The organism is Hamadaea sp. (genome assembly GCF_013362815.1).
Taxonomy (GTDB): Bacteria; Actinomycetota; Actinomycetes; order Mycobacteriales; family Micromonosporaceae; genus Hamadaea.
On sequence record NZ_JABFVK010000079.1, the window covers coordinates 1 to 12,219 of the forward strand.

General features: G+C 69.0%; 10 protein-coding genes and 2 pseudogenes. 6 read left to right on the forward strand and 6 right to left on the reverse strand.

Annotated features, from left to right (window positions below; all coding sequences use genetic code 11):
• The 3 genes and pseudogenes from HOV77_RS29370 to HOV77_RS29380 all read left to right on the forward strand — a co-directional run.
• Nucleotides 1-386, forward strand: a pseudogene (locus HOV77_RS29370) (hypothetical protein); the annotation flags it as partial.
• Between the two features lie 9 nt (nt 387-395).
• Complete coding sequence (locus HOV77_RS29375) at nt 396-1,631, forward strand: cytochrome P450 (RefSeq protein ID WP_290867871.1); 1,236 nt, start codon at nt 396-398, stop codon at nt 1,629-1,631.
• A 13-nt stretch (nt 1,632-1,644) separates the two neighbouring features.
• Nucleotides 1,645-2,547, forward strand: coding sequence for an NAD-dependent epimerase/dehydratase family protein (locus HOV77_RS29380; protein ID WP_290867873.1), 903 nt, complete (start codon nt 1,645-1,647; stop codon nt 2,545-2,547).
• Nucleotides 2,548-2,706: 159 nt separating this feature from the next.
• On the opposite strand, the gene HOV77_RS29385 is transcribed toward HOV77_RS29380, so the two are convergent.
• Nucleotides 2,707-3,420, reverse strand: a complete 714-nt coding sequence (locus HOV77_RS29385) for a DUF899 domain-containing protein (RefSeq protein ID WP_290867876.1) — start codon at nt 3,418-3,420, stop codon at nt 2,707-2,709.
• Nucleotides 3,421-3,675: 255 nt separating this feature from the next.
• Between HOV77_RS29385 and HOV77_RS29390 the strand changes: the two genes are divergently transcribed.
• Nucleotides 3,676-4,065, forward strand: coding sequence for a YciI family protein (locus tag HOV77_RS29390; protein WP_290867879.1), 390 nt, complete (start codon nt 3,676-3,678; stop codon nt 4,063-4,065).
• Nucleotides 4,065-5,306, forward strand: coding sequence for a DUF6596 domain-containing protein (locus HOV77_RS29395; RefSeq protein ID WP_290867882.1), 1,242 nt, complete (start codon nt 4,065-4,067; stop codon nt 5,304-5,306). Before HOV77_RS29390 ends, HOV77_RS29395 begins: the two co-directional genes overlap by 1 nt.
• 72 nt (nt 5,307-5,378) lie before the next feature.
• On the opposite strand, the gene HOV77_RS29400 is transcribed toward HOV77_RS29395, so the two are convergent.
• From HOV77_RS29400 to HOV77_RS29410, 3 genes are all read right to left on the reverse strand, one after another.
• A complete protein-coding gene (locus HOV77_RS29400; RefSeq protein WP_290867885.1) occupies nt 5,379-6,803 on the reverse strand; it encodes an MFS transporter in 1,425 nt (474 codons plus the stop codon).
• 88 nt (nt 6,804-6,891) lie between these two features.
• Nucleotides 6,892-8,115, reverse strand: coding sequence for a cytochrome P450 (locus tag HOV77_RS29405; protein WP_290867888.1), 1,224 nt, complete (start codon nt 8,113-8,115; stop codon nt 6,892-6,894).
• 33 nt (nt 8,116-8,148) lie between these two features.
• A complete protein-coding gene (locus HOV77_RS29410) occupies nt 8,149-9,471 on the reverse strand; it encodes an FAD-binding monooxygenase (RefSeq protein ID WP_363261174.1) in 1,323 nt (440 codons plus the stop codon).
• Nucleotides 9,472-9,665: 194 nt separating this feature from the next.
• Between HOV77_RS29410 and HOV77_RS29415 the strand changes: the two genes are divergently transcribed.
• Complete coding sequence (locus tag HOV77_RS29415) at nt 9,666-10,886, forward strand: acyl-CoA dehydrogenase family protein (protein WP_290867894.1); 1,221 nt, start codon at nt 9,666-9,668, stop codon at nt 10,884-10,886.
• A gap of 65 nt (nt 10,887-10,951) precedes the next feature.
• On the opposite strand, the gene HOV77_RS29420 is transcribed toward HOV77_RS29415, so the two are convergent.
• Entirely contained in the window at nt 10,952-11,740 is a 789-nt protein-coding gene (locus tag HOV77_RS29420; RefSeq protein ID WP_290867896.1) for a TIGR03084 family metal-binding protein, read from the reverse strand.
• Nucleotides 11,737-12,219 (reverse strand): annotated as a pseudogene (locus HOV77_RS29425) (hypothetical protein); the annotation flags it as partial. The gene HOV77_RS29420 and the pseudogene HOV77_RS29425, both read right to left, overlap by 4 nt.

The following is a 12,219-nucleotide window of genomic DNA, read 5'->3' on the forward strand; positions in this document are numbered from 1 at the left end:
CCGATCTACGGCTCAACGAGGCCGGCGACCACGATGGCGCGGTGGCGTTGTTCGGCCGGGACGTCGTCGGCTTCGTCACCGACGAGACCATCGACGGATTCCGCCAGCACCCCGCCTGGCAGGCGTTCCTGGCGAACGCGCCGTCGACCTACTACGACGCGATCATCAGTCGGGACCACACCCAGATCCCGCACGAGGCGCTGGCCAAGATCAGCGCGCCGACCCTGATCATCCGGGGCGAGCTGACCGTCCGCGGCATCTTCGACGCGATGGAGCTGGTCGTCGACGAGCTTGCCGACGCGAAGCTGATCACGATGGAGGAGGTCGGCCACCTCTACGATCAGAAGCGGGTCGCGCCGATCATGACCGAGTTCTTCCAGTCCTGAGGCCGAGCGATGACCGACACTGCAGAGCCGGTGCTGCGCTGCCCGATGGCGCTGTCCCGGACCCGAGACGGGCTGGGCATCGCCGACGAGCTGGCCCGCGTACGCGATTCCGGCGAGCTGGCCCAGGTGACCACCGCCTTCGGCCAGGAAGCGACGCTGATCAGCCGGTACGCCGAAGTGCGCGCGCAGCTCGCCGACACCGACGGGTTCTTCGTCGGCACCGTTGCACCGCCGCCCGCATTGACCGACGCCGGATTCGACCCGGAGAAGATCCGCCGTCGCCGCAAGGTGGGCAACCTGATCTTCCTCGATCCGCCCGAGCACACCCGCCTGCGCAAGATGGTGCACGCCTGGTTCACCACCCGCCGCGTCGAGCGGCTGCGACCGCGGGTCGTCGAGATCATCAACACCGCGCTGGACGCGATGGAGAAGGCCGGTCCGCCGGTCGACCTCGTGACCATGTTCGCCAAGACCGTGCCGGTCATGGTGATCTGCGAGCTGATCGGCGTACCGGAGGCCGACCGGGAACGCTTTCGCAGCAAGGCCTCCCGGGTCGAGCAGGACTCCTCGCCGCTGGCCGAGCTGCGGCGGCTCGGCGACGCCGGCTGGGTGACCCGCGAACTGATCAATCACCACCGGGAGAATCCGAGCGACGACATCATCGGCATGCTGCTCCGTGAACACGGCGCGGGCAGCGAAGCCGACGACATCACCGACGACGAGCTCGTCGGGCTGGCCAACGCGTTGCTCATCGCCGGTCACGAGACGACCACGCAGATGCTGTCGCTCGGTACGCTCGCCCTGCTGCGCCATCCCGAGCAGCTCGCCATGATGCGCGACGACCCCGAAGTCGTGCCCGGCGCGGTCGAGGAACTGCTGCGCTACCTCGGCGTATTGCACGGCGGCTTCGTCCGCCAGGCCACTCGCGACACCGTCGTCGGTGGACATGTCTTCCGGGAAGGCGACCTCGTCGTCCCGGCGCTCGCCGCCGCGAACCGCGACCCCGAGTACATCGCCGACGGCGACCGGCTCGACATCACCCGCGCACCGTCCGGCCATCTCGCCTTCGGGCACGGTGTGCACTTCTGCATCGGCGCGCCGCTGGCCCGGATGGAACTGCGGGAGGCGTACCCGGCGCTGCTCAACCGGTTCCCCGGGCTGCGCCTGGCGATCCCCGAAAGCGAGCTGCAGTTCAGCGACGACACCACCGTGTACGCCTTGAAGAGCCTGCCCGTCACCTGGTGAGAAGGGGGAAGAAATGGCGGAGTACGACAACCAAGTGGGGGAGGGCGTGCAGCCTCCGGCGAAGGTGCTCGTCATCGGCGCCGCCGGGTACGCCGGCACGCATACCGCGCGCGCCTTCCTCCAGGCGGGCTACCAGGTCACCTGCCTCCAGCGGCCGGACGGCAAGCCGATCCCCAGCCGCTATCCGACCGTGCCCGGCGACCTGACCGATCCGGCGTCGCTCACTGCGGCCGCCCAGGGCTTCGACCTGGTCGTCAACCTCGGCGCGATCCTCGACGAGGAGCACGATCTCGCGTCCGTCGACGGCCTGCTCGCCTCCGGCGTGCCGCTGATCTACACGTCGGGGTCGGACGTCTCCGGCGAGGGTTACACCAACGAGGACACCGTTCCCGTCCCGCATCCCTTCGTCGGGTGGCGGGACGAAGTGGAACGCCGGGTGATCGACGGCGGCGGCATCATCGTGCGGCCGGGACTCATCTACGGCAACGGCGGCGGCGTCGTGGGGGACCGCTGGATTCCGCTGCGCGACCGGGTCGGGGCCGGCGTCTACCTCGGTGAGCCCGGCGTACGCTGGGGCGCCGTTCACGTGGAGGATCTCGCGTGGCTGTACGTGGCGATCGCCAAGAAGGCCGCCCCCCGGACCTACTGGTACGGCGTCGCCGAGAACATCGAGGTCGACGTCATCGCGGACGTGGTCGGCGGGGGCAAGACGATGTCCTGGTCGCTCGACGAGGAACCACCGCCCGAGATCGCGATCTTCGCCGGGCTGTTCCGGCTCGACCAGGAATGCTCGGCGGTGAAGACCCGGCATGCGCTCGGCTGGAATCCCGTGCACACCTCGCTGGTCGAGGCTTTGCGGCACGAGCTTCGGCGGGAGCCTCGGACCGACTGGCGGCGGGAGATGCTCGACGCCTGACGCTGCGCGATGTCGGGGCGAGCGTGCGCGATCGGGGCACGCCCCGTGCGCGATATCCCGGGATAACGTCCCCTCGTTTCCGCTCGAAGGGACGTTATCCCGGGATCTCGCAACGCCAGCACCGCCAGCAACGCCGCCAGCGACGCCAAAGCGACAGGGTCAGCCCGGGTAACGGTCGTGGTACCGGACGGCGACGCTCCCCGGCCCGTCCATCTGCCGCCCCAGCGGCGTCAAGTCGAGGTAGTTGAACGTGTTGTGCAGGATGTCGTTCTCCCAGCCGTAAGACGAGTACGAGTGGAAGACCTCGTCGCCGTCGCGGACGAACACGCTGACCGCGCCCTGCTCGCCTTCGGTGAAGAAGTCCTGCCCCTCGGCCAGCAGCGTCGCCTTGTCCTTGTAGTTGTATTCGACCGGTGCGATCGCTTCGTCGAGGGTGACATGGAAGTCGTAGTTGAAGTCCGAGCCGAACGACGAATACCACGGCATCGGCCAGCCCATGCGTTCGCGGTGGCGCTGCAACTTCTCCAGCGGCGCGCGCGAGACGATGGCGAACGTCGTGTTCCGCGCGTGCAGGTGCGCGAGATGGCCCACGTTGTCCATGAGGAACGAGCAGAATCGACAGCCCTCGTCCCACGCGGGGTCGAACATCATGTGGTAGACGATCAGTTGCGGCCGGCCCTCGAACAGGTCGGCCAGCCCCACAGTGCCCTGGTCGCCTTCGAAGGCGTACTTCTTCTCGACGCGTACCATGGGCAGCTGCTGCCGCTCGGCGGCCGCGGCCCGCCGGGCCTCGTTCGCCGCAGTCTCGGCGGCCAGCAGTGCCTTGCGGGCGGTCAGCCACTCCTCAGGGCTGACGACGGTCGGTAGACGCATGAAACCTTCCTTTGGCTCGGCCCGAAGGTCCGGATTTCGGCCTCATAGGGGAGTCGGAACCGGACGCCGGATTTCGACATTCGGCGGTGTTCATCGATCCGCGTGGCACCGTTGCCCGGTCTGGGGCGATGCTCTAGCCTCGGTCGGGTGGCCGGACCCGTGAAGGGCCAGCTCGCCGGATGTCGAAATCCGCCTCTTTGTTCCGACTTACTTGATGAGAGGCGCCACACCGGCGCCGGAGCGTAGGGGTGAAGCATGAAGTACGTCGTCCTGATCCACAGCAACCCCGCCAGCTGGGTCCACCCGATGTTCCTCCACCAGCAGGAACAGCTGGAGCCCGAGGCGCGCGCGACGAAGCTCAAGGAGTTCGGCGCGCTGATGGCCGAGATCCACCAGTCGGGCGAGCTGGTCGAGTCGGCCGCCCTGGACGCGCCGTCGACCACCAAGACGCTGCGTATCCGCGACGAGCAGCTCACCGTCACCGACGGCCCGTTCGTGGACGTCAAGGAACACCTCGCCGGATTCTTCCTCATCGACGTCGCCAGCGAGGAGCGGGCGATCGAGATCGCGTCCCGGATGCCCGACGCCCGTTACGGCACCGTCGAGCTGCGGCCGCTCGCGGATCTGTCCGACATGGAGAGGTGATGGTGCCGGAGGACCTGCTGCGCGGACTCGTGCCGCAGGTCCTCAGCGTGCTCCTGCGCCGCTACGGCAACTTCGACGCGTGCGAGGACGCCGTGCAGGAGGCCCTGCTCGCGGCCGTCGTCCAGTGGCCGGAGCAGGGCGTACCCGACTCTCCGGCGGCCTGGCTGATCACCGTCGCCGGCCGGCGCCTCACCGACCTGCAGCGCAGCGAGGCCGCCCGGCAGCACCGTGAGGCCACCTCGGCCGCGTTGACCCCGCGGGACGAGTTCGTCACCATCGGCCCAGGCGACGATCACGCCAGTGGCGACGACACCCTGATCCTGCTGCTGCTCTGCTGCCATCCCGCGCTGTCGCGCCCGTCGCAGATGGCACTCACCCTCCGCGCCGTCGGCGGCCTCACGACGACCCAGATCGCGCACGCCTTCATGGTTCCCGACGCCACGATGGGCCAGCGGATCAGCCGCGCCAAGCAGCAGATCAAGGCGGCCGGGGCGAGCTTCCGCCTGCCCACCGGTCCCGACCTGCACGAACGGCTCCGCGTGGTGCGCCACGTCCTCTACCTCATCTTCAACGAGGGCTATACCGCCACCTCCGGCCCCGATCTGCGCCGTCCTGATCTGAGCGCCGAGGCCATCCGGCTCACTCGCGAACTCCACCGGCTCCTGCCCGAGGACGGCGAAGTGGCCGGGCTCCTCGCCCTCATGCTGCTCACCGACGCGCGCAGCTCCGCGCGTACCGGTCCGGACGGCACACTGATCGCCCTGGCGGATCAGGACCGGACGAAGTGGAATCAGGAGCAGATCGCCGAAGGCACGCGCCTGGTCACCCAAACCCTCAGTGAGTCGCCGATCGGCCCCTACCAGCTCCAAGCCGCGATCGCCGCAGTCCACGATGAGGCCGCGCACGCCGCCGACACCGACTGGCCCCAGATCCTCGTGCTCTACGAACTGCTCGAGCAGGTCTGGCCCAACCCCATGGTCCGCCTCAACAAGGCCGTCGCCCTGGCCATGGTCACCGGTCCCGCGGCCGGCCTCGAACTCCTGGCCACGCTCGACTCCGACGAGCGCATCGCCAGTGGTCACCGACTTCAGGCGGTACGCGCACATCTGCTGGAACTGGCCGGTGACTCGGCAGCGGCGCTGACGGCGTACGAAACGGCCGCCCGGCGCGCGACGAGTCTGCCGGAGCGCCGCTACCTCGAAGAGCGAGCCGCCCGCCTCGCCGATCATGAAATGCCATGATCAGCGGAGTTTTCGCGGTGTCATAACCCCGCGAAAACTCCGTTGATCATGAAACAGGTTATGCAGCGCGGATCAGAAGTGCGTAAGCACGGGCACGGGCTGCTCGGCCTGCAGACCCGCTTCGGTCGCCTGCTTGCTGCGCATCAGCGCCACCGTCAGGACGAAGCCGACGACGGCGAACACGACGCAGGCGACGAACGCGGACTGGAAGCCGCCGGTGCCCGTACCGGTGTAGGAGGCGAGCACGGTCAGCACGACGGCGACACCGAGTCCGCCGCCGACCTGCTGGGCAGCGGTGTTGAAGCCGGAGGCGAGGCCGGATTCGGAGGGGGCGACGCCGGACAGGGCGGCAGCGGACGCCGCGGTGGTGCCGAGTCCGATGCCGACGCCGAACGGGATCAGTGCGATGAAGGTCGCGCCGTAGGAGAGCGATCCCGTGGCGGTGAGGGCCATGATGAGGCTGCCTGCGCCCAGCATGACCAGGCAGGCAGCGGCGATGGGGCGGAAGCCGAGCCGGGTCACGAACGCCTGTCCCACGTACGCGCCGACGAAGGCCATCGCGGGCATGATCGCCTGGCGTACGCCGAACTCGAAGGGGGTGAGGCCGAGGACGATCTGCGAGTACTGCGAGATGGTGACGGAGAAGCCGAAGGCGAGCATGCCCATCGTCACCATCGCGAGGTTGCCCCCGTTCAGGTTGGGCTTGCGGAAGATACGCAGTGGGACGAGCGGCGCGCTGGAGCGGCGCTCGATGACGACGAAGAGGGTGAACAGCAGGATCGACGCGGCGAACAGGCCGAGCGTGATCGGGCTGAGCCACCCGGCCATCGGGGCGATCGCGACGGCGTACACGAGGAGGACCAGGGCGACGGTGCTGCTGAGCGCGCCCGCGACGTCGTACTTGCGGGGCAGGCCCGCGTTGCGGCTCTCACGAAGCAGGACCGGGCTGATCACGAGCATCAGCAGCGCCACGGGCACGTTGACGAAGAAGACCCACTGCCAGCCGAGGTTGGCCAGTGCGCCGCCGATGAGCAGGGCCGTCACCGCGCCGATGCCGGCGATGCCTGCCCAGCCCGCCAGCGCCTTGTTGCGCTCGGCGCCTTCGGGGAACGTGGTGGTGAGAATGGACAGCGCCGTCGGCGCCATCAGGGCGGCCGAGACGCCGTGCAGCGCGCGGGCGGCGATGAGGATCTCGCCGTTGGGTGCGAGCCCGGAGGCGACCGAGACCAGCAGGAACAACGCCGTTCCCAGCATGAACATGCGCCGGCGGCCCAGCAGGTCGGCCGCACGCCCACCGAGGAGCAGCAGGCCCCCGAAGGTGAGCAGGTTGGCGCTGAGCACCCATTGCGCGGCCTCGGGCGACAGGTGCAACGCCTCGGACATCTTCGGCAGGGCGAGGATGACGATCTGCGAGTCCAGGATGACCATGAAGTTCGCGGTGCACAGCAGGATGAGCGCCAGCCAACGGCGCGGGTCGGGGGTGGACGGAGAGCTCATGAGGGGTCCTTTGCCGAAAGAGGGGTAAGCAGAGGGCTCTCCCGGCCGAGCGAAAGCGCAGGCGGAAGAGCCCGAGGAAGTGCCGAGATCAGGCCTTCAGATACACCGGAAGCGCCGCGTGGCCGTTCATGATGAACGTGCCCTGCGGTTCCAGCTCGTCGCGGCTGACCGCCAGACGCATGTCCGGGAAGCGCTCGAAGATCGCCGGGAGGGCGATCGACGCCTCCAGCCGGGCCAGCGGAGCGCCGAGGCAGTAGTGCACTCCGTGGCCGAAGGACAGGTGTGTCTTGTCGGCGCGGGTGATGTCGAACTCGGCCCGGGTCTCGCCGTGCACTTCGGGGTCGCGGCCGATGCCGGCGAAGCCGATCATCACCGGGTCGCCCTTCCGCATCAGTACGCCGCCGAGTTCGATGTCCTCGGTGGGGAACCGGAACGGCAGCTGCGCGACCGGCGACTGGACCCGCAGGGTCTCCTCGACGACCGCGTCCCAGCCGATCTGTCCATTTCGGATCAACGCGAGCTGGTCCGGGTGGCTCAGCAGGTTGAGGATCGCGTGGCTCAGGACGTTCATCAGCGTCTCCGAACCCGCGCCGAGCATGAGGTGCAGCGTGCCGACCATCTCCTCGTCGGTGAGGACCTCGTCGTCGGCGCTCTTCCTGGCGATCAGCAGGCTGGTGAGGTCGTCACCGGGGCGTACGTGTTTCTCGGCGACGAGGTCCTCCATCGCCTTGTGCCACTGCTCGACGTTGGCCTCGGCCTCTTCCGGGGTGATCGTGGTGCTGACGTTGACCTCGCCGCCCTTGAGCGCGTCCGCCCTCGCCTCCTCCGGTACGCCGAAAAGGTCGCACACGACGGAAGCGGGAAGCGGATAGCAGTACGCCTTCTTCAGGTCGATCGCCGTGCCCGCCGGAACCTGCTCCAACCCGTCGAGCAGCCGTTTGGCGATGCCTTCGACGAGCGTACGGGCGGACTCGATGCGCCGGGCCGAGAAGCCCTGCGAGATGACCCGGCGCAGCCGGTCGTGGTCGGGGTTGTCGCGGGTGGTCATGTTGTCCATGACGACCCAGGTGATCATCGGCCAGTCCGCCGGGATCTCGCCGTTGATCAGTGCCGGCCAGTGCTGTCGCGGGTCCTTGGCGAACCGCTCGTCGCCGAGCACCTGCTTGGCCAGCTCGTAGCTGGTGATCGACCAGGCGAGCACCCCGCCGGGCAGCTCGACCTGTGCGACCGGCCCCTGCTTGCGCAGTTCCTCGGTCTCGGCGTGGATGTCTTGACCGGTGCGGTCCATCAGGTGCGGACAGCGCCTCTCCATGGGTGCCTCCTCAAAGGATTCGAAGGGTGCGGGTCACCGCGGGCCGCGGAACACCCGGGAGATCACGCCCGGCTTCATCAGCGCCGTGAGCGGATCGACGAGCCCGGCGGTACGCAGGAAGGCGGCCGACAGCACGCCGTCACGGGTGGCCGCCGCCTGGAGCCGGGGAATGTAGGTGTTGCCGATCTTGGTCTTGAGCGACCGCTTGCCCTCGACGCCGGGGAACCCGAGGTCGGCGCCGGCCGCCATGTCCCACGGCCCGTCGACGACCTTGGCCAGATCCCGGAAGTACGCCTGCGGCTGCGGCACGCCCAGGCCGAGGTGCTTGCCGAGCACGGTGGCCCCGATCGCGGCGACCGTCATGCCTTGGCCGTACACCGGGTTGAAGACCGCGGCGGCATCCCCGACGACCAGCAGTCCATCGGGGAACCGGCTCATCCGCTCGTATCGACGCCGGATGCTGGCCGGGAAGTGGAACGTCTGCGGCTCACCCATCGGCTTGGCGTCGCGTACCGCCTTGTAGATCTCGGGCACCGGCAGGCTCTTCACGTACTCCATGAACCCGTGCATGTCCGTCGGCGGCTTGTCGCCGAGGATGCCGGTCAGGGAGATGGCGTACCGGTCGGGCAGGCGGGCGAAGATCGCGCCGCGCGGCATCGCCGGGGTCGCCACCGGCAACAGCGCGATGTCGTCGCCGATCGGGTCGAACTCCAACGGGCCGTGGAAATCGCAGGTGGTGTAGGTCAGCTCCATCTTGACCCGCTCCTCGGGCACGCGCGGATAGCCCAGCTGTTCGAGCCACTTGGGCGTACGCGTGCCGCGGCCGGTGGCGTCCACGACGAGATCTGCTTGCAGCACCTCGGGTTCGGCGGCGTCCTTCCCCTGGACGCGTACGCCGATGATCCGGCCCCGGTCCGGTGCGGCGACCAGATCGAGGATGTCGGTGCGCTCGCGATAGGTCACGTTGGGCAGGGCGCTGACCCGGCCGCGCAGGCGCGCCTCCAGCAGGGGCCGTCCCGCGGCGACGCAGATGAGCCCGGTTTCCGCCTTCTGGATCATCTCGCCGTTGAAATACCAGCTCAGGCTTGTCCCGAAGTCGCCGATCGGCACCCCGATCGAGACGAGTTCGTCGGTGAACCCGGGAAACAGTTCGTCGAGGATCTGCTGCCCTCGCGCGAGGAGGGCATGGATGTGATGGCCCTGGGGCACCGCGTGCCGGGGACCGTCCGGACCGAAGAGCGTGTCGCGATCGACCAGCGTGACCTTCCGGTAGTGGTCCGAGAGCATGCGGGCGGCGAGCGAACCCGCCACGCTGCCGCCCAGGACGACCGCGTGGTCACCGAGTTGATTGGCCATCCACGTGTCTCCCATCGGGAAAATGAATTGGGGGAGTGATCGGGGTCATCGTATCGATTTGCCATCGATGAACTTCTCGGAGATTGCTCGATACGCGCAGCCCAGGGGGCGCTAGCATCGGCGTGCGACGTGCCGATCTGGTTGTGTGGCAAGGCATGCCGTACGCCTTTCGGCAACTCCGAAAATGCGCAGTAATGGCATCGGTCCAGAATGGACGAAGCGAAGGAGACCCCGTGGACGTCATCCAGAAACCGACCCGTGAAGAGCTTCGGCGGCGCGCGGCAGACCTCGTGCCCGTCCTGCGGGCCAACGCCCAGTCGTCGGAGCGCGACCGCCGGCTGTCCGACGAGACCGTGCAGGCGATGACGGACGCCGGGATCTTCCGGCTGCGTACGCCGGAACGGTTCGGCGGGTATGCCTGCGACACCGGGACGCTCGTCGACGTGGGCATCGAACTCGGCCGGGGCGACGGTTCGGCCGCCTTCAACACCGCCGCCTGGTGGATCATGTCGTGGAACATCGGGATGTTCCCCGACGAGGTGCAGGAGGAGGTCTTCACCACTCCCGACGTGCGCATCTGCGGGACCCTCGCGCCGACCGCGATGGCGGTGCCGAAGGACGGCGGCGTCGTGGTCTCCGGGCAGTGGAACTTCAACAGCGGAGCCGCGCACAGTCAGTGGAAGCTGCTGTCGGCGATCCTGCCCGACGGCGAGGGCGGCGCGGAGCCGATCCTGGCGCTTGCGCCGATCAGCGCCTTCGAGGTGATCGACGACTGGGACGTCGCCGGTCTGCGTGCCACCGGCAGCGTGACCCTCCGGGTGCAGGACCTGTTCATCCCGACCGTCAAGTACCTGAAGATCAGCGCGCTCATGCAGCAGCAGTACGCCTCGGTGCGCAACCGCGAGCTCCCGATCTACCGCGGTCCCATGGTCGGCGCGGTCTCCGCCTCGACGACCGGGAAGATCGTCGGGCTGGCGCGGGCGGCCCGGGAGGCGTTCTTCGAGCGGCTGCCCGGCCGGGCGATCACCAACACCGCGTATGCGAGCCAGATCGAGGCTCCCGTGACGCATCTCCAGGTGGCCGACGCCTCGCTGAAGATCGACGAGATGGAGTTCCACGCCCGGCGGCTCGCCGACCTGGTGGACGGTAAGGGACTGCGGGACGAGCCGTGGAGTCTGCAGGATCGGGCGTACGCCCGCATGGCGGTGGGCCGGATCTGCCAGCTCGGCCTGGACGCCGTCAACACCTTCGCCATGGCCAGCGGGGCGTCCTCGATCTACTCCTCGATCCCGATCCAGCGCATCCAGCGGGACATGCAGACGATCACCCTGCACGCGCTCAACCTGCCGAGCACCAACCTCGAGCTCTACGGCCGAATCCTCTGCGGCCTGGAACCCAACACCTTCTTCGTCTGACGACCACACGTAAAGCGGCCGCCCGTCCATAGGGGACGGACGGCCGTTTCCGCGACCGGTGAGGGTCAGGTGAACTGACCGGGGCGGCGGCCGGGACCGGCCGGACCCCGGTACGCCTGAGCCAGCTCCAGCCATTCGCCGGCCTCCTTGCCGATGGCGGTCAGCCGCAGGTCGTCCGGGTGCCGGCGACGCGTCACGAGCAGGCAGAAGTCGACGGCCGGCCCGGAGATGGTCTGCTCGGCGTCGGCCGGGCCGAACATCCACTCCTTCCCGGACGGCGCGGTCAGCGCGAAACGGAAGGAGACGTCCGGAGTGGCCAGCCCACGCGCCTGATACCCGAAGTCCCACGTACGCGTACCGAAGAACGCGACGTGCCCGACGCGATCGGTGTACTGCCGGTGCAGCCCCAGTCCGTCGTAGATGTCCTGGCCGTGGCCGAACAGCTCCATCATCCCGGCCGCCGCGAGCACCGAGGCGGGGAGCGGGCGGACGAGCCACGGCACCGGCTGTCCCTCCGGGACGGCGGCGAGCGCCTTGTCGGCGGCGATCCGCTCCTCCCGGAATCGGCCCAGCAAAGCGGGTGGAGTCAGCGCCAGATACGGCGCCATCGCGGTGTCCACATTGGTCTGAAAGTCGGCGCTGAGGCGCGATTTGAGGGCTTCGAAGCGGTCGGCGTCCGCCGCCGCCAACCCGGCGAGCTTGAAGGTGGCGGCGAGGTGGGCGATCTGGTGGGCCACCGTCCAGCCCTCCGCCGGAGTGGGCGTGTCCCACGCCGCGTCCGGCTGGCAGGCCAGCAGATTCTCGATCTCCTCGCCGTCGGCCGTGAGGTCGGTGAAGGCGTCGCTGATGGTCATGGGCTCGTCCCTTCGCTGAGTGGTACCGGAGGTGCGGGGTGGGTGCGGGCGGCGTACAGGCGGGCTCCGAGATGCCGGGCGGCCAGCAGCGCCGCCCACGCGGTGACCTCGATCAGGGCGGCGTCGCTGGGACGGCCGTCGCGGAAGTCGACGATCACCTGCGGGGTGACCCGGTATGAGGCGAACATCGTCAGCAGCACCAGCCGACCGGCCGGGCGATCGACGTCGGGCAACGGCGCGACCGCCGCCGCCAGCCAGTCCGGCGTGGCCCAGCCCGGGTCGCCGCCACCCAACTCGGCGAGCTTGGCCTGCGCCATCGTGCGTACCCTCGGGGGAAGAAAGGTCTGGTCGACGGCCCGGACGGCCGCCCCGAACGCCGCCGCGACGGCCGGATTGCCCTGGGCCCACGCGAGATCGCCGGGCAGCGGCGCGGCGGGCAGGAGGCCGGCCGACAAACCCGGCGCGACCGGCCGGCGGGC